The organism is Methanococcoides sp. AM1 (genome assembly GCF_900774055.1).
Classification (GTDB): Archaea; Halobacteriota; Methanosarcinia; order Methanosarcinales; family Methanosarcinaceae; genus Methanococcoides.
The window spans coordinates 205,895-225,218 of record NZ_CAAGSW010000002.1 but is presented as its reverse complement, the minus strand read 5'-3'; the positions used below and the strand labels follow the sequence as shown (position 1 = coordinate 225,218).

Genomic DNA, 19,324 nt, shown 5'->3' with positions numbered 1-19,324 from the left:
GCGTGAAGACTAAGATCAGGAAGAGGATTATGATAGAATTATTTAACCCAATTGTGGTTTTATTAATACTTGCAGGCCTTTATATGGCCTGGAACATAGGTGCTAATGACCTTGCTAATGCCATGGGAACATCGGTTGGAAGTGGAGCACTCTCGATCAAACAGGTTATCATCGTAGCTGGTGTCTTTGAGTTCGTTGGAGCTGTTTTCTTCGGAAAGAGGGTCACATCCACCATTGCAAAAGGAATAGTACCAATAGATGCCATAAAGGCAATCGATCCGAACCTTGTGGCTATCGGAATGCTTGCAGCAATTCTTGCAGCAGGATTCTGGATCACATTTGCTACATTTTATAACCTGCCGGTATCTACAACACATTCGATCGTAGGAGCAGTCCTTGGTTTTGGAATTGTTGCCGTATATCAGGACATTATTTTACTCTCAGACATCAACTGGACAGTGCTGATGAAAATAATAGGCAGCTGGCTGGTCTCACCTGTACTGGGAGCGGTATTGGCATATCTGATATTCTCTGTTATCAGGGTGTTGCTATTGCAAAAAGCAGAGAACCCGTACCACATCGAGAAGAAGTTCGTATTTCTGCAGATAGGGACCGCCTGTTTCATTGCGTTCGCACATGGTTCTAACGATGTTGCAAATGCTGTTGGGCCACTTTACGCAGGCCTTAATGCACTTAACTTAGCAGAAGCAGCGGTACCTATATGGGTGCTTATTGTTGGTGGTATCGGAATGGTGATCGGACTTGGAACATGGGGATACCGTGTGATCGAGACCATTGGTACAAAGATAACTGAACTTACCCCTACAAGGGGATTCTCTGCAGAATTTGCAACTGCATCCGTTGTCGTTCTTCACAGCTATAGTTCCCTGCCGATCTCCACCACCCATACCCTTGTGGGCTCAGTCATTGGTGTCGGGCTTGCAGGAGGTCTTGCTGCTGTTGACCTTAGTGTTATAGGAAAGATCGTTATGTCATGGATCATCACAGTGCCTGTTGCAGCAATTACATCAGCACTTGTTTTCGTGGCATTATTGGGGGTTGGATTATGAAGAAAATGGAATATATACGTTCTGTACTTGACGTGTTTGCTAGATCGCCTTTCAAACCACTCTACCTGCATGCATCCAAGGGAGTGGAAACCGTAAGGATACTGGACCAGGCAGTCAATGCATACTGTACCAACATGCCACTTGTGGAAGAATTAAGCCATCAGATAGACGGCATCGAACATGAGGCAGATATAATTAAGCAGACCATCAGGGGACAGCTATCATCTTCCATTATGCTACCTGTAAAAGCAGAGGACCTGCTCAATTTTCTTAAGCCACAGGACTCCATTGCAGATGTAGCACAGGAAGCTGCATTTATACTGACATTGAGACCCTGCGATATGCCGGATTCAATAAAGACAAACCTCTGTGAGCTATCAGCACTTACACTTGAGACAGTGCAAAAATACGAAGAGTTAGTAGATTCACTAAGCGAGCTCCTGGAGACATCCTTCAGTAAACGTGAGGTTGACGAGTCTCTGGTACTGGTACCTACTATTGAAGAAATGGAGCACAGGGTAGACCTCATCGAAAAGGATCTCCTCAAAGAGATATACGCACATGAGGAAGAGCTGGGCGCTGTAGGAGTATTTCACCTTATAGAGCTTGTGCGCACCATTGCTGATATCGCAGACAAGGCAGAGCATGCAGCTGACAGGCTCAGGACAATGATACTCAGACGGTGATCAGTGAAGATTACCGTCCTCGTTCAATACTTTTAACAATTCAATGACAGAATAAGCAGCCCGGGTCACGCCCATGCTGCGCTTGTCAGTATCAGTTCCCGCAATGTAGAGGTTCTTTACAGGGGAGCGAATGTCAGCAAACTTACCATCGATTGTCACTGCTGCCTTTTCGGGCACAAGTAACTGGTCGTGATTCATTTCCACGCGATCCTGTATAGAAGGAATGGCACTGTAGATTGTCTCATAAGCATTCTTTATTCCCTTTTTTACATCCTCATTCTCATCAAGGAAGAATGCAAAACCAACAAGTTGTTTGTCCTTGGGAGCAAGAGATGCATCATAATTACTGATGGGCATGGCCCAGTATGGAGTGTCCTTGAACCAGATCTCAGAGCCCATGTAATTGAACTCATCCATGAGCCTGTCAAGACCCAGCCAGACAGTAAGGCTTTTGCTATGCACAACCCCATCCAGAAGTTCCAGATATGGTGTGGGAAGGTTATCCATAAGGGATGGTAAAGATGATGCAAACCCTGTGTATACCACAAGATCGCTTTCATAGATCGTGTCTGCTTCGACACCATACGCTTTCCCGTCCTTCGTAAGTATACGCTCTACTTTGCACCCGGTCTTGATCTCCACAGATGGAGGCAGGGAGTAAAGGATCGCATTAAGCAGTGCCTTTAAGCCCTTACGAGGATAACCCTGTGAGATGTGGACCTTGTTCGTGGCAAGCCTTCCAAGACTGGAAACGTTGTTTATTCTTGAATGAAGGGAGGTGTGCAGATTCGAAGGCAGCACTGACTGAAGAATGGACTCCGGCCGTGGTACTTTTTCTTCTTTGATGAATTCCTCGAACTGCTCCTGTGTTACACTGTCCCTGACAAAACTGCTGCCTGCAAGTACTCTCTGAACAGAGGTCTCACTCATGGAGCGGCCTGAAAGGAAATAGGATATCGCATCTGCAAACTCATAGGTCTCTTTTGAGAGGTTTGCCGGAAGGGAGTCAGAAACAGACTGTTTTGAGAGGTCGACCCCGAATGAGGAAAGAGTAAGGGCCTTTGTGATGGACTGAGTGATAGCAAGGCGATCAAGCCTTGGGAACACATCAAAGGTCACAAAGTCACGGATAGTGGATGGGACCTTAAGGAAACGGTCCTCGGTCCTCACATAATAGTGACCATAGTTCTCAAAGACCGGCTGGTAATCAAAATAATTGTCCATCAGACGCCTGAGCGGACCTTCAGCAAGATGAGTGATAGCATGAGGGCCGGTGTCCACCTGGTAGCCATCTACCGTATAGCTGTTGCAGTTTCCCCCCACATCATGCATCTTTTCAAGCACCAGCACTTTCTTGCCATGCTTGGATAATGTAAGTGCGGTCAGTAGCCCGCTTGCACCGGCTCCGACCACGATGACATCATATTTTACCATTTACTCCTCAGAAGATCTCAGGAACGAGACGGCGTGCAACCTCTTCATATGCTTTTGAAAGGTCACCCTTATCGAACCTGAATATGTCTTTGTCCATAGAAGCTCCGGTCTCAACATCCCAGAACCTACAGGTGTCACAGGAGATCTCATCTGCAAGTACGATCTCGCCGTCCACCCTTCCGAACTCCAGCTTGAAGTCAGGAAGCAGGAAACCTTTGCTCTCGAAGTAGCTCTTGAGGATGTCATTGATCTTAAAGGCCATACTGCGTATGTAATCGATCTCTTCGCGGGTGGCAATACCCATTGCAACTGCAATGTCATCATTGATCATCGGATCAGCGTACTCATCGCTCTTGTAATCGAACACCAGGACCGGTTCCTTGAAAACAGTACCCTCTTCTACCGGATACTTGCGTGTGATTGAACCTGCTGCGATGTTCCTTGGAATTACTTCTATGAGAACGATCTCCACTTTCTTCACGAGCATCTCTGTGTCAGATACCATTCCAAGATAATGTGTCTTGATGCCTTCTTCCTCAAGCATCTCAAATATCTTCCTCGAGATCTGAGCATTGTAATAGCCTTTCTTTGCTGCCTCGCTCTTCTTCTTACCGTCAAAAGCGGTGAGACTGTCCCTGAACTCTGCAATGAGCTCAGAAGGATTGTCAGTCTTGTATATGGTCTTAGCTTTGCCTGAGTAAAGTTCTTCCGTTTTCATGAAATACCTCTCCGGATTATAACTGCTATATAGGAATCCTGAATATAAATACATGTGCTATGTGTACTTTTTAGGAAAGAAACGCAACAAAAATAAGAAAAATGATACATAATTTTATTACCTTTTATGTCAATTACACACCTAGGTGAAAAAATGGAACAGGAACTTATGAGAATAGGAGTGTCCCTTCCGGACAACCTTCTGACCAAATTTGACTCGATCATTGAACGCAGAGGGTATTCATCCCGCTCCGAGGGTATCAGGGATGCCATTCGTAACTACATAAACCAGTATGAATGGATGAATGACATAAGGGGACGCCGTGTTGGTACTATCACTGTTATCTATGACCACACAAAAAGAGGCCTTTCCAACGCTATCGCTGATATCCAGCATGATTACTCAGAACTTATTAAATCATCCGTACATATCCACCTTGACCATGACAATTGCCTTGAAGTAATAATATTCGATGGGGAAGGAGAGCATGTTAAGGATATGGATGAGAGGCTCATGGCACTTAAAGGTGTAAAATACGTTAAGCTCAATACAGCACCTCCGGCAGAAAAGATCTAAAGCTCTTTTCACTTTTTTATTCTTTTTTAAAAAAACAATACCCGAAAATTGAAGTTCTCAAAAATAGAGGGGATGAAGGGAGACTGAATAAGTCCCCCAGATTCGGTCATATAAATGACGAAACAAAGAACGTTTTTCTCGTACGATAACACCACCACACAACATAGTAGTATTAATCGTACGCTAGCCCCACTACCTGACAATAGTATATTAACTTTGCGAATGATTTTCCAATGTTATTATTATAATGATAATGATATAGACCGTATGGGAAATTAAAGGAAAGAATATAAGACAACAGGTAAAGAGCAGTGGACCCCCATGACCCACCGATCGGACATGCCTTGTGCCGCCCATGCCACTAAAGTCGTACCACCACAACCTTTTGTGCTTCAGAACGTACCGCCATAATTGTGAAATAGCAGCATGTTCCCCAATATATAATAATAAACTGATGACATATTAACTTAATGAATGATTTTATAATGTAATTATACTCATCATTATCCTTTTTTAAATTAGGCACATTCCCCAAATAATTATAAACAAAGCAACCATTGTAGATGTTATGCAAAGGATCCTCATAACAGGAGGCCTGGGACAGGTCGGAAGCTATCTCGTAGATCGATTCCATGAAAACAATGAAGTTGTTGTATTGGACAATCATTCATCCACCACACGGGAAGATGTGCCTGAAAATGTGGAAGTTGTAAAGATCGATATCCAGGATGATGTTTCAGATCTTGTAAAGAATTCCGATATACTTATACACACTGCTGCCCAGATCAGCGTTGCAAGGTCCATGCAGGAACCTTTTTTCGATGCACAGAACAATGTAATGGGTACACTGAACCTGCTGGAGGCAGCAAGGAATGCAGATCTTGAAAGATTCGTATATTTCAGTTCAGCTGCAGTATACGGAAACCCCATCGAAATGCCGATCAGTGAGGGACATCCACAAGATCCCCTTTCACCATATGGCGCCAGCAAGCTGGCAGCTGAAAAATACTGCCTCATGTACAACAAGGCATACGGGTTACCAACTACATGCATACGACCATTCAATATATACAGCCCCAGACAGGACCCTTCAAATCCTTATTCCGGCGTGATCTCTAAGTTCATGGAGAGAGTACGAAATAGCCAGAATCCGATGGCCTTCGGAGACGGAATGCAGACAAGGGACTTTATCTCAGTGCATGATATTGTCAACATGGTGGAACTTGTCATTGACAAAGAAGAGGCGGTTGGAGAAGTTTTCAATGCAGCAACCGGCAAGAGTACCACGATCAATGACCTTGCAAGTATCATTATCGAAATCTTTGGTGAGGATGTTGATATCGAGCACAAAGAACCACTGGCAGGAGATATAAGGCATAGTGTTGCGGATATTTCAAAGGCAAAGGAACTTGGTTTTGTACCAAAGGTGGCGCTTAAGCAGGGGCTTGAAGAATTCCTTAAGATCTGATCAGAGGCTGACCACGGGCATATGTATCAAAGGTCTTTTTATTTTCATGTTATTGATATACCAACACCGATGTCCGGATGTTCCGGAATGCAAAAACGGGGCATGGAACCATATATTATTTATGCCTTGGACAGAATAAAATATTAAAACAATTAAGGATGAGACCAATGGAAGAACTACAGATCAAAGTAGAAAAAGCACATCCGATAGATTTCGGGCGTGGAATCATAAGGCTTGATCCGAGCACTTTACTCAGCTTGCAGCTTTCGCCAGGGGATATCGTTGAGATAGAAGGCAAGAAAACAACGGCTGCAAAGGTCTGGCGTGCAGACAGACAGGACTGGGGACAGGGAATTGGTCGCATCGACGGATTCACCCGGCAGAATGCCGGCGTGGGCATCGGAGAAAGGGCCGTTATCAAAAGAGCAGAGGTCACACCTGCAGAGAAAGTAGTACTTGCACCTCCCGAAGGAATTAGCATGGAATTCGGGACCAATATCCAGGCCATTATCAAACATAATATTCTGAAACAACCCTTTGTTGCCGGAGATGTCATACCGATCACAAGTTCGATGACACAACCAACACCGGGTAACCAGGCAATACCTCTTGTTGCTATCGAGACAACACCTGAAGAAGGAATACTGATCATTACTGAAAATACGGAGATCGAATTACGCCAGAAACCGGCAAAGGGCTATGAGGACGCTGCCCGCGGGATCGCCTATGAAGATATTGGCGGACTTGGTGATGAGATCCAGAGGGTACGCGAGATGATCGAGCTGCCTCTGAAGCACCACGAGATATTCCAGCGTCTTAATGTAGAACCTCCAAAAGGAGTCATACTGTACGGCCCACCGGGCACCGGAAAAACACTTATCGCAAAAGCTGTTGCCGGTGAGTCAAGGGCAAACTTCCTCTACATTGCAGGACCGGAGATCATGGGAAGATTCTACGGAGAAAGTGAGGAACGCCTGAGAAAGATATTTGAAGAAGCTGCAGAGAATGCACCTTCTATTATATTCATAGATGAGATCGACTCCATCGCACCAAAGCGTGAGAACGTGACCGGAGAAGTGGAACGCAGGGTCGTCGCCCAGCTTCTTACACTTATGGACGGTATGGAAGAGAGGGGACAGATCGTAGTTATCGGTGCCACCAACCGTGTGGATTCCATTGACCCTGCACTGCGCCGGCCAGGAAGGTTCGACAGGGAGATCGAGATCGGCGTACCGGACAGCGATGACCGTCTGGAAATATTGCAGATCCATACAAGGGGAATGCCTCTTTCAGAGGATGTTGACCTTGAGTACATGGCAGATCACACCCAGGGATTCGTGGGTGCAGACCTTCTTTCACTGGTACAGGAGGCATCCATGCGAGCCTTAAGGAGGATCATCCCGGAGATCAACCTTGACGAGGACGAGATACCCGATGAGGTTCTGGAGAAGCTTATAGTCCGGACAGATGACTTCGAAGATGCCCTGACAGAGGTTGAACCATCCGCAATGAGAGAGGTGCTGGTAGAGGTACCTTCTATTAAATGGGATGATGTCGGAGGTCTTGATGAAGCAAAGCAAGAGATCGTGGAGGCTGTTGAATGGCCTCTAAAACGACCTGACAGGATAATGGAAATGGGGATCAAGGCACCAAAGGGAATACTCCTTTATGGTCCACCGGGAACCGGAAAGACGCTGCTTGCACAGGCAGTTGCGAACGAGTCCAATGCAAACTTCATCAGTATCAAGGGACCACAGATGCTTTCAAAGTTCGTAGGAGAGTCCGAAAAGGCAATCCGTGAAACGTTCAAGAAGGCGAGGCAGGTCTCACCATGTATCATTTTCTTCGATGAGATCGATTCTATTGCAACTACCCGTATGGCTGACAGCGAAACAGGAAGAGCTTCACAGCAGGTGGTCAACCAGCTGCTGACCGAAATGGATGGGCTGGAAGCCCTGAAGGAGGTAGTGGTCATTGCAGCTACCAACAGACCTGATATGATCGACCCTGCACTGATGCGTTCAGGAAGGTTCGACCGGCTGGTGCTTGTGGGCAATTCCACCATGGAGGGAAGGGAGAGCATATTCAAAATACACACACGTGATATACCGCTGGACGCCGAGGTCAGCATTTCGGAGCTTGCAGCTACGACAGAGGGATATGTTGGCTCCGACATCGAGTCCGTGTGCAGGGAAGCTGTGATGCTTGCACTGCGCGAGAACTTTGATGCAGAGTCTGTGAAGAACCGCCATTTCCTTGCAGCAATGGAAAAGGTCAAGCCTACTATTACTGAGGATATGACCACGTTCTACAACAAGATGCAGGAAAAACTCAAGGGCAGTGCTCACAAACAAGAAACAAGTTCTTATATGGGATATATGTAAATAATCTGTTAATTACTAAGGGAGACGAAAGATGGCAAAAGTGTTTGCAAAGAACCTGTCCAACAAACAGGTAATGGCTACTGACGGAACCGAGCTTGGCATATTGAACAACATCGTAATGGATGGAAAGACCGGAGAACTGGAAGACCTTATTGTTAAGCCCGATATTGGTCTTGACACTTCCAAGTACCAGAAAGACGGTCAGTACCTCATTGTGCCTTTTGAAGCGGTAAGCGCGATAAAAGACTATATCGTGGTGGACAAGGTCCTCGCAAAAGGACTCCCATACGATCGTCTGTAAAGTCCTTTACTTTTTTTTATTCCAGAAGGCCATTGGAAAGAGCATATTCAATGGCCTCCAGCGCACCTTCTCCAAATGAGGCTTTCGTAATCATGGATGCAGCCTGTCTGGCCTCATCATCAGCATTGCCAACAGCTATACCAAGGCCTGCCTCGCGCATCATTTCGGCATCATTGCAGGAATCACCTATAGCCAGAAAATCAGAGGCCTGAATGCCCATCAGTTCAGACACTGTATGAAGCCCTGTGCCCTTGTTCATTTTCTTGTTCTTGATATGAACGGCATAGCCCGTGTCAATGATCTCCACACCCATACCGTTGTCTGCAACGATCCTGCGAAGCTCTGACACATCCATACCCCTGCGCAGTACGACCTCAGTCTTGCGGTATGTAGCATCAAGCTTTTCAAGATCAAAATATCGGGATAACAGATCATACGCTTCTTCACATTCTTCCATGCCATCTGCTATGATGGAAGGACTGTCAAAACCGGTAGATATAACCCCTCCGTTCTCTGCAATGACCATACCGCTGATGCCGATGAGCCTGGCTACAGCGTGGACGTAACAGAGAGGATTGCCTGTGGACAAGATGACCGGAACCCTGAGCTCACGGAATTTCTTCGCGACCCGAAGATCCAGGGTCCTGTCACTGTTAGTTATAGTTCCATCAATATCAACGACAAGGGCTTTGAAGACCATGCATTCAGATATGACGGAAGGTATCTTAAACTTATTCTTGAAGGTTGTCTTAAGACCAACTTAAATTGATCTTAAGTTTCAGTTTCAGTTTCAATATCAGTTATTCTCATGCATCACCAAGTCCGTCCGTGGTGATGGACATGATGGCCTCGCCATCCGGAAGGTTGGGTGAGTCCACCAGCTTGACGATTCTCTTGTCCCCTTTGGACTTCCTGATGTACAGCCTGAAGGTGGCTGTGTGGCCCAAGATGTGACCGCCGATAGGCTTGGTGGGGTCCCCGAAGAATGCATCCGGCTTGGACATGACCTGGTTGGTAACGACCACGCAGGAGTTGAACAGGTCACCGAAGCGCTGGATGCCGTGAAGATGCTTGTTGAGCTTCTGCTGCCTGTCGGCAAGCGTACCCCTACCAATATACTCTGCCCTGAAGTGGGCAGTGAGGGAATCCACGATCAAAAGACGGACAGGCATCTCGGAATCCTTAAGCTCGTTGGCAAGCTCGGAGGCCGAATCCACAAGAAGTATCTGGTGATTGGAATTGTAAGCACGTGCCACGTGGATGTTCTTGAGGAACTCCTCAGGATCATACTCCACGCCGTGTTTCTCGGAAAGCCCCTTGACCATCTGTGTGATCCTCTCAGGTCTGAAGGTGTTCTCAGTATCGATGATCACAACAGAACCGCCCAGTCCACCCTGCTCCGGAGGCAACTGCACGTTCACGGCCAGCTGATGGGCGACCTGGGTCTTACCACAGCCGAACTCGCCGTACATCTCTGTGATGGACTGGCTCTCAATGCCACCGCCCATCATCTCGTCGAACTCCTCGCACCCGGTGGTGAGCTTGCCCACGAGTTTCCTGCGCTCAAGCACAAGGTCCCCGGTCTCAAAACCCCCAATATCCGCAGCCTGCCTGGCAGCGTTGATGATCTTGGCTGCAGTGGACTCTCCTATCTCAGCACTGTTGGCAAGTTCTGCAGGGGATGCCACAGCGATGGCCTCCACCGTAGTAAAACCGGCGTCCTTAAGTTTCTGTGCCGTCGCCGGCCCCACATTATCAAGATCTTCCAATAAAACTTCACTCATTTTGATAGCTCCTTATGGTGCACAGTTTTTCTCGTAGCGTGCACATTCGTTCTTCTTTATCTCTGCTGAGTATTTAAGCATAAGCTAAGCGTTGTGAAAGTATTCGTCCATCCCGGACCAGCCCAAAAACTCCAAAACCAACACAAAGACTTATGTTACACAAACCCCATTTCAGAAAACAATGGGAAGAACAGCAGTCGGAGGAACTTTTGAACAACTCCACGACGGACACAGGCAACTGATAAGAAAAGCCTTCGAGACAGCCGGAGACGACGTACTGGACATCGGTCTCACATCCAACAACATGGCCGGAGAAAAGAACCGCGATATCCCCGACTACCCAACCCGAGAGAAGAATCTCACCGATTTTATCAAAGAACTCGGCATCCCGAAAGACCGCTATCATATCCAGATGCTCACCAACCCCTACGGAACCACCCTGGAAGATGACTACGATGCGATCGTGGTCTCCCCCGAGACCTACCCCGTAGCCCTGAAAATCAACGAACTGAGAAAGGAATCCGGCAAGCCCGAGATCAAGATCGTCAGGATAGAATACGTCATGGCCGATGATGACATTCCTATTTCTTCCACAAGGATCGTACACGGAGAGATCGATGTACATGGTCATTTGAAGCCCAATTGAAATGTTGTCCTGATGTGATATATACCCTCAACCATCTACAAAAATACTAAATATTTATTCAGCTGGATATCACAAAACTCCACATTCCATAAATTTTCACCTTTTTTTGATTCAAGTGTCTAGAGAACTTACATTTTGCAAGTATCATATAAGATAAACCAGACATCAAAAAAATAATAAAAACCCATATATACTACGGAACTTATCTTTAAGTGTGGGGCAAACAAGATGCTTAGAAAAATACCATTCCTTTTGTTGCGGCTAACAGGAATACCCTTCTTCTTCAGGGAAGTTCTCCAGAAAAAAAAAGTGTCAATCATTCTTTTTCACGATATCGATCCTGACATAATAGACACGTATCTAAGGACGCTAATACCTAAATACAATATTATCTCCCTGAAGGATTATATCAAAGCAAAGGAGACAGGAACGGTTGATGAACTGCCGCCAAAATCATTGATCATAACACTGGATGATGGACATAAGAGCAACTACGAACTCAAACCCCTGCTGGAAAGATATAATGTACCAGCCACTATTTTCCTCTGCAGTGGCATAGTAGATACAAACAGGCATTTTTGGTGGAAACAAGACACAGGTAAGGAATATAGCCGCGAGCATCTGAAAAGGATTCCAAATAAAGAGAAATTGGAGATCTTGAAAGAATTTGGGTTCGAGGTAACAAAAGAGTTTGAGGACAGACAGGCATTATCAAAACATGAGATCGAGGACATGAAGAACATGGCGGACTTCCAGTCCCATACGGTATTCCACCCGATCCTGCCGAACTGTACCGATGAGGAAGCAGACGAGGAGATCTCGCAGTCAAAGAAGGAACTTGAGGAGAAATACGGGTTCAAGATATATGCATTGTCCTATCCAAATGGAGACTACTCGGACCGGGATATAGCACTCGCTAAGAAAGCGGGTTATACGTGTGGGATCACCATTGAGCCGGGATTCAATTCCCAGGATACGGATTTGTTCAGACTGAAACGCGCCAGTATTCGGGATGGGGCAGACATCAACGAACTATTAGTCAAAGCAAGTGGACTGTGGTGGTACCTCAGGAAGATGATGGGACAGTAACATCAATACAAATCAGGCAATAACACAATTCAAGGTGGACAAAAACCATCCTTGTAGAATAATTAAAAATTGATATTGGTATTTTTGAGGTTAAAGCTTTTACCTTGCAACTGAATTAGACAATTATTTAAGTAGCCATCGCACTAATAATAATGGGGAATACATGCCATCAACAAAGATACGTCCACTGGAGGAAAAGGACTTTTCGGAACTGGCAGAGTTCTTGAAAGAGGGATTTGGCACCTCACCTGATATATGGCATCGTCGTTTCGATATGTGGTGGATCAACAATCCCTGGGCAGACAAGTCCATCCCATATGGCTGGGTAATTGAAGACGAGAAATCGGAAATTGTTGGTTTTCTGGGGAATGTCCTTGTAAAATATCAGATCAAAGGAAGAGATGATCTCGCTGCAGCCGGTACATCACTATATGTCCGACCTTCGGTACGAGGAGTTACCAGCATTCAGTTGACACTGTCATTTGACAGACAGAAAAATATTAAGCTCCTGCTACATACTACACCAAATGAGATCGCGGCAGAGATATACTCCAAATTTGGATCTACTGATATCGATGTTCCGTTTAATAATTTAGAATACTGGCATATTCGGGATTATGGGAAAATTTTTGACCTATATGTACAAACTAGCATTATATCCCACAATCTGTTACCTTTAATGAAAGGTTTATTACCCCCCATTAAGTTGATCTCACCTATTGGTCAATGGTTCAGCGACAAGAGAACCTTAAAGCCACAACCGAATCATTACAAATGTTCTCTATGCACAGATTGTGGGGATTCGTTCACACAACTATGGGAGAACAACAGAAAGGAAAATGTAACAACACTATGTCGAGATGCAGAAACACTGAGATGGTTATACTTTTCAAAAGCTGTCGCTGACAAAAGGCATCTGGTCAAATGCACAGATACCCGAAATGATGAACTGGTCGCATATTTTATATTTGATATTGAATGTCCTGAAAAGGATATAAAGATCATGAAAATGAAAGATGCCTATATACCACAATTCGAAGAAGAAATAATTTTATCATTAATTGAATTCTCAATGAATCTTGCAAAAAAACACAATGTTGCTGCATCAGTATTCTGGTCGTTCGATCAGAAAATGGACGAAATACTGAAAAAACGAATTAAGATTAAAAGAAAGCACAAGCGTCCATATCTTTACTATTTTGTCAATGAAGAGGACAGGCCGCATTTGGATGGACATGAAGATCACGAATTTATTCCTTCGCCCATTGATCCGGATAGAGGAGTTATATAAGAAAATGGCATGCACGTTCAAAATTTGAAGACCATAGCCGTTTCTTTGAAACATTGACACGCTCAAACAGAGACATTGGACATCATTATTATATAGGAGCTTTCAACATCGATTACCGCCAGTGTTGCTGTAGAGGTTCCCGCTAAACAGCAACATCCGTGCCATCCTGCCGGAGGACATCATAGGAACCGAACTCCCACACATCGAATTTGATAATCACATCATCTGTTGGTGCGTAAGCGGCGGGTTACTCGGAAAAGCTCTTGGATGCTTCGACAGTGTTACCATATCGACCAATATTTATTCTGTTACCATTTGGATCAGGTTCGTTGGAATAACTACTGGATATATGCCCTGCATCTATACACGAACTATGAGTCGCCATTAGTTCCCAACTTGTTCCAGTCCATGTCCCATATGTTGATTTTAAATGATAATTTCCATTGGACATATCATAGAAATCCGGATTTAAATGAATATCATGTGCACCTTCGACCACATTATTGTAATTTCCTAATTCGTTGTCATAGATGTTATTATAGTCTGAAATTATGGTGTGTTTCCCGGATTCAATATTATTGATACCATACCCACGACCATTATAATAATCCATCCCGGATATTATATTATTTGTTGCTGTGATGGTAAAGCCAGTCGTAGAGGTTGAACCGAAATATTCTTTTGTTGAAATACCGTCACCGTCACCATTTACAATAGTATTAGATTCAATAGCAACATCTTCATACCCATAAACACTTATACCACCGCCATTACCATCATCTCCAATTGAATTATATATCAAATTGTGATGAATATAATTGCCAGTCGTTTCTGACTTTTCCACTATTCCCCCTGCCACTTCTGCAGCAAGAATAACACCGTATTCTCTCACATTATAAATCGTGTTGTAAGCAATTTCATTGTCAGACGAGCCAATGTTGGATTTATCGTTTTTGTATGAGAGATAAATAGCAGAATCACCCTTATTAAATGACGTAAATGTATTGTTTTCAACTAAAGCACCAGAACATTCATCCAGGCGAACACCAGTGTTTGCTGACACATAACCAAATACATTATCATGTATCCAGATTTTATTATCACCTGTTGAACCCATGTACAATGCATATACACCGGCATGCCCGGATCTGCCAAAATAGTTATTATATATATTCAAATTTGGATTTTTTTCCCCAGAATTTATGACTTTGATAAAATCACCAAGACCGGTCGTGAATGACAGATCATGGTATGTGTGATCCTTACCCCGAATCTCAATTGTAGGATAGTGGTCGACCTCATCTGGTGGAATGAGTTGCTGATTCCACCTATCTGCATCAAATGTAAGATTAGTAACTGTTACATTGTTTGACTGTTTATAGCCACGTCCACTGAGTTCAGTTGCACCTGAAACCATTTGCCAATCAGCCCTTGGAGGATTGAAGTTGGATACAAGTTTGACCGTTGTACCCATATCCCCTGTGAGAATCGTATTGTCTGGAATTTCGATTGTTCCATGAATGATGTAATCGGTTGTTCCACCATCATCCAGTAGATAAACAGTATGATAATCTGCATTATCCCTTACATACTGAAGGGCAGCATTGATCTCAACTTCGTCTTTTACGCCATCACAGTTATAGTTACCATTGCCATCTGCGGAAACATATACAACAGGCATTGCAGTCGGAGAAGCGGGCAGGAAGTTAAGGAACAGTATATATAAGCAACCCACAAACAGCAAAACCAGGATCGGCATAGCACCCCTTGAGGTCAGTTTTTTATGAATGAGTGCTGGAGGAAAGATTACATAGATCACAATCGCACTGATACAAAGTACAAAGAACATAATATGTGCAACTGGATAGAGCATATTAATAGATAGAACATTTAAAAATATAAATCTATCCGGGATATTGTTATTATAAGGAAGATTTCAGATTAGCTAATTCATTTTTCAATTCCAAGCCAATAAATAATATCCCTCGATAAAAAAATCTGATTCATTTGGTATAAATAAAAAAAGGATGGCGCAATATTTGCGCCTCAATTTACAGATTCACCGAAGTAATGTGCTACAATGGTGAGATCCTGAATGTTTACTTCACCATCATCATTTACATCCCAGCTTGGATGTGGTTTGTTAGTACCGAGATTCTGAGCCACTATCGTGACGTCCAGAATGTTTACCACACCATCCTTGTTCACATCCCAGCGTGGATGGATATTGATTATAGTGAGGACGTGTTGGGATGTTACCTGACCAGTCCCATCATTTACAACTGCTTCGATAGTATGAATTCCTGAATCAGAATTATCGGTATTCCATACATAACTGGAAGTTGTGCTGACGGTAACTCCATCGATCTTCAGGAGATAATTCAATTCCTGTCCATCTGCATCAAAGGCACTTACTCCAATGTTGATTACGTTTCCTTCCTCAAAGACTGCATCATTAATAGGTGAAAATGTAGTTATTACCGGAAGGTTGTTGACCAGAGAATCATCGCTTATTGCATTCACAGTAATGATACTGGCTTTTGAATCAGTCAGTTCACCATCGGTAACTTCAAACATCACACCATAGGTGCCGGCCTGGCCAACTGATGGCGTCCAGCTGAATACACCTGACGTAGCATCAAATGATGCACCACTTGGAAGACCGGTGGCTGAGTAGGTAAGGGTGTCATCTTCAGCATCCGAGGCACTGACAGTAAAGCTTAGAGTACTTCCTTCATCCACTGCCCTGTTATCGACAGGAGTCAGGACAGGCGCTGTGTTGCTTGTAGCTGCAATGGTTGCATCTCCCCAGAGATCAGGAACAGAATAGGAACTGGTCAGATCGCACCAATTAAGGAGATATACAGTACCTGCATTATCCTGGTCATTTACTGCAAAGAATAGACCACTGACATCGATTGAAGGTTGTCCACCGATGTCACTCCATGGAATTGCAACCTCGACGATGTAGCCGATATCCGCACTGGCATCGTTCTTGGTACCCTGCAAATTCACACTATTGAGAATATTACTTGAGTAACTGTAATCCTTTCCACTACCAGTACCCACATCATCTACTACTGCACCATTCAGATTTATGATAAAGTGGTAGTCATCTGCCTGCATTGCAGCTCCAGCGTTGTGTAAAGTGTCAAGATAGATCTCAACACTATCATCTAAATGAAGACCATCCGTCTCGGTCAGACCATCTGCCTGAAGGTTAGAGTCTGTCACATCATATGAAATGTAAAGGTACGTGTCATCATACATTGCCTTTACTGTTGCAGTATTGTCGGAAACACCGGATATCGTAGTTCCTGCGGCGTATTGCCAGTCAGTAAGATCACCGTCGATCGTAGCTGTGCCACTTACGATGTCCAGATTTACGTTGCCATTGTCCGATGGAGTATCCTGTACTGTTACAAGAACAGTGTCTGTGTCAACCTCGCTATCACCGTCTGTCACTGTCAATGTTGCTGTATATGTTCCTGCAGAACTGTAGGAATGCTGAACAACGACACCAGTGGCATCCTGCTGGATTCCGTTAGAATTATCGAAATCCCACTTGTAGGATGTGATACCCACATCATCTGTTGATGCGGACCCATCCAGAGTTACAGCCTCATCAACAGAAACTGTGCGGTCAGGACCGGCGGAAGCAGTAGGCTTCACAGGATCAGGAGTTGTTGGTTCCTCTGGAGTTGTAGGCTGATCGGGAATTGTAGATTGGCTGGCATCATGGATGTCATGTGCACCCTCAGCTACATTTCTATAATTACCCAATGCATTGTCATAGATGTTATTATAATCGGAAATTATGGTGTGTCTACTGGATTCAGCGTTATTGATACCATACCCACGACCATTATATGATTTCATGCCATTGATGATATTGTTATTAGCAGTAATGGTAAAACCAGACGTAGAGGTTGAACCATAATATTCGTGGGTTGATATTCCGTCACCGTCACCGTTTGCTATGGTGTTGTATTCAATCAGAACATCATCATAACCATACACATTGATACCACCGGCATTACCATCACCAATAGAATTGCGGATCGAATTGTGATGGATATAGTTACCAGTTGTTTCAGATTTGTCCACTGCGCCCCCACTGACCTCTGCAGCAAGAGTGACACCGTATTCCCTCACATCATAGATCGTGTTATATCTGATCTCGTTGTCATGTGAACCAGTGTTGCTTCCCGCATTCCTGTACAGGAGATAGATCGCGGAATCTCCCTGATTATAGGAAGTGAACACATTATTTTCAACTAGAGCACCGGAACACTCATCCAGACGGACACCGGTATTTGCTGCCACATAACCAAATTCATTGTCATGTATCCAGATCCTGTTATCGCCGGTATATCCGGTATACAGAACATATACGCCACAGTGTCCGGACCTGCCGAAATAATTATCGTATATTTCAATGTCCGGATATTTTTCGCCATAGTTACCGATCTTGATGAAATCGCCAACACCATCTTCAAACCTACAATTATAGATAGTGATGTCCTTTCCCCTAATGGAGATAGTCTCTCTTTCATCTTTCTTGCTAATAGGCATGTTGTCCTGATTCCATCTGTCAGCATCAAAAATAATGTTCCTGATTATGATGTGATTAGCACTGTTGTATACCTGACTTGTAGGAGTTGCACCCGTAACCATCTGCTCAAAATCGTATTCAGTAAGACCGGCCTTTAATTTTACACGTACACCGGCATCACCATCAAGAATGGTGTTGTCGGGAATCTCAATTTGATCGGAGATTACAAAATCATTTTCTCCACCATCATTCATCAGGTAAACAGTGGTGTACTCTGCATTATCGTTAACGTATTGCAAAGCTGCATTAATCTCCACTTCGTCTCTTACTCCATCACAGTTATAATCACCATTTCCATTTGCTGAAACATATACGATCGGAGCAGTACTCCCTAACGCAGTTGGAATGGCAATTAATGAAATGAATGACAGTATTAATAATATTTTTATTTCCCTCATAGTGACCACAAAATCAAACTTCTGTAATTTTATGTAGCATTTTTATATTGTTATTGAATATTAGTGATTGGGAGAGCAGGGTTATTATCACATATAAATGTTGTGAATTTTACCCTGTCAAAAACTTAGGGATATAATAAACCAAAGTTGTCTTCCCTCAACATCACAGGTAGCAAATAACGATTTTCATGTACACCAATAAGAACATTGTGTACACTTCTTTTGCTTTTTGTGAACATAAATCATCTATATGCGCACATAGAAGGATAATGTAGTCGGACGATTTTTAGAAAAGTTAGAAAATATTACCATTGATACGCTCACAAAACAAGCAGTTGGAACAAAATTGAAATTGAAGAAAAAATGAGGCATATTTATAGCTGAATTAGAGATCAGAAGTACCGATACTAAAAGTATGAGGAGCTCTGAATGAATACTTGAGAGGTGTTAACATTACTGACCTCGTGGGGCAAGAAGGGTTCAGATAAAATGGTGAACACATGAAGCTTGAGAGAATTGCAGCTTATATCAGCAGTTGAGGCACTTTGGTCAACACGAAATATTTGAGAGATATAATTCACAAAGAAGTCCTATCACCTCAACGGAAGACAAGAGTAACATCCACATCCTGCAAAATTACTAATCATCATTAGTTATGCATCTTCTATACTACGTTCAAAAGGAAGAGAACCAATTTGCTTAAATAATTTTATAACCTTTAATATAAAGGGTTAAAGGGATAGGTCTGACTGATATAGAGAAGACATGCCCGATAGTGGTAATTAGTAATTGAAGACAAGCACGTAGCCAAAAGAGATCTGTGGCGTATGCCAGGGGTTATTGGAAGAGCACGAGCAGTACTTT

The 19,324-nt window shown here is 43.8% G+C and carries 15 protein-coding genes; 9 read left to right on the top strand and 6 right to left on the bottom strand.

Annotation, left to right across the window (positions count from 1 at the left end; all coding sequences use genetic code 11):
* The first annotated feature begins 29 nt into the window (after positions 1-29).
* A complete protein-coding gene (locus E7X57_RS03795; RefSeq protein WP_135610726.1) occupies positions 30-1,070 on the top strand; it encodes an inorganic phosphate transporter in 1,041 nt (346 codons plus the stop codon).
* The gene (locus tag E7X57_RS03790; protein WP_135610724.1) at positions 1,067-1,756 is read left to right on the top strand and encodes a TIGR00153 family protein; all 690 of its coding nucleotides are present in this window, start codon (positions 1,067-1,069) and stop codon (positions 1,754-1,756) included. The genes E7X57_RS03795 and E7X57_RS03790 overlap by 4 nt, the downstream gene beginning before the upstream one ends.
* On the opposite strand, the gene E7X57_RS03785 is transcribed toward E7X57_RS03790, so the two are convergent.
* Positions 1,757-3,190: an NAD(P)/FAD-dependent oxidoreductase gene (locus E7X57_RS03785; protein WP_135610721.1), complete on the bottom strand. Its 1,434-nt coding sequence runs from the start codon at positions 3,188-3,190 to the stop codon at positions 1,757-1,759.
* A 7-nt stretch (positions 3,191-3,197) separates the two neighbouring features.
* Positions 3,198-3,908 (bottom strand): phosphoribosylaminoimidazolesuccinocarboxamide synthase, encoded by a 711-nt coding sequence (gene purC, locus E7X57_RS03780; RefSeq protein ID WP_135610719.1) that lies wholly within the window; start codon positions 3,906-3,908, stop codon positions 3,198-3,200.
* A 153-nt stretch (positions 3,909-4,061) separates the two neighbouring features.
* On the opposite strand from purC, the gene nikR reads away from it, so the two are divergent.
* The 4 genes from nikR to E7X57_RS03760 all read left to right on the top strand — a co-directional run bounded on the left by nikR (position 4,062) and on the right by E7X57_RS03760 (position 8,637).
* Positions 4,062-4,484 (top strand): nickel-responsive transcriptional regulator NikR, encoded by a 423-nt coding sequence (nikR, locus tag E7X57_RS03775; RefSeq protein WP_135610717.1) that lies wholly within the window; start codon positions 4,062-4,064, stop codon positions 4,482-4,484.
* A gap of 568 nt (positions 4,485-5,052) precedes the next feature.
* Entirely contained in the window at positions 5,053-5,952 is a 900-nt protein-coding gene (locus tag E7X57_RS03770; protein ID WP_135610715.1) for a GDP-mannose 4,6-dehydratase, read from the top strand.
* Between the two features lie 167 nt (positions 5,953-6,119).
* On the top strand, positions 6,120-8,336 hold the full coding sequence (locus tag E7X57_RS03765; protein WP_135610713.1) for a CDC48 family AAA ATPase: 2,217 nt from the start codon (positions 6,120-6,122) through the stop codon (positions 8,334-8,336).
* Between the two features lie 31 nt (positions 8,337-8,367).
* Entirely contained in the window at positions 8,368-8,637 is a 270-nt protein-coding gene (locus E7X57_RS03760; RefSeq protein WP_135610711.1) for a PRC-barrel domain-containing protein, read from the top strand.
* Between the two features lie 16 nt (positions 8,638-8,653).
* On the opposite strand, the gene E7X57_RS03755 is transcribed toward E7X57_RS03760, so the two are convergent.
* Both E7X57_RS03755 and radA read right to left on the bottom strand, forming a co-directional pair.
* Positions 8,654-9,337, bottom strand: coding sequence for a phosphoglycolate phosphatase (locus E7X57_RS03755; protein ID WP_135610709.1), 684 nt, complete (start codon positions 9,335-9,337; stop codon positions 8,654-8,656).
* 106 nt (positions 9,338-9,443) lie between these two features.
* Entirely contained in the window at positions 9,444-10,421 is a 978-nt protein-coding gene (gene radA / locus E7X57_RS03750) for a DNA repair and recombination protein RadA (protein WP_135610707.1), read from the bottom strand.
* 181 nt (positions 10,422-10,602) lie between these two features.
* Here radA and E7X57_RS03745 point away from each other — a divergent pair, with 181 nt between their 5' ends.
* The 3 genes from E7X57_RS03745 to E7X57_RS03735 all read left to right on the top strand — a co-directional run bounded on the left by E7X57_RS03745 (position 10,603) and on the right by E7X57_RS03735 (position 13,447).
* The gene (locus E7X57_RS03745) at positions 10,603-11,067 is read left to right on the top strand and encodes a phosphopantetheine adenylyltransferase (RefSeq protein WP_135610705.1); all 465 of its coding nucleotides are present in this window, start codon (positions 10,603-10,605) and stop codon (positions 11,065-11,067) included.
* A 228-nt stretch (positions 11,068-11,295) separates the two neighbouring features.
* The gene (locus tag E7X57_RS03740; protein WP_135610703.1) at positions 11,296-12,156 is read left to right on the top strand and encodes a polysaccharide deacetylase family protein; all 861 of its coding nucleotides are present in this window, start codon (positions 11,296-11,298) and stop codon (positions 12,154-12,156) included.
* Between the two features lie 163 nt (positions 12,157-12,319).
* A complete protein-coding gene (locus E7X57_RS03735; protein WP_135610701.1) occupies positions 12,320-13,447 on the top strand; it encodes a GNAT family N-acetyltransferase in 1,128 nt (375 codons plus the stop codon).
* 247 nt (positions 13,448-13,694) lie between these two features.
* On the opposite strand, the gene E7X57_RS03730 is transcribed toward E7X57_RS03735, so the two are convergent.
* Together E7X57_RS03730 and E7X57_RS03725 are read right to left on the bottom strand one after the other, a co-directional pair.
* A complete protein-coding gene (locus E7X57_RS03730) occupies positions 13,695-15,320 on the bottom strand; it encodes a right-handed parallel beta-helix repeat-containing protein (protein WP_135610699.1) in 1,626 nt (541 codons plus the stop codon).
* A 173-nt stretch (positions 15,321-15,493) separates the two neighbouring features.
* Positions 15,494-18,460: a sugar-binding protein gene (locus tag E7X57_RS03725; RefSeq protein WP_135610697.1), complete on the bottom strand. Its 2,967-nt coding sequence runs from the start codon at positions 18,458-18,460 to the stop codon at positions 15,494-15,496.
* Between the last annotated feature and the right edge of the window lie 864 nt (positions 18,461-19,324).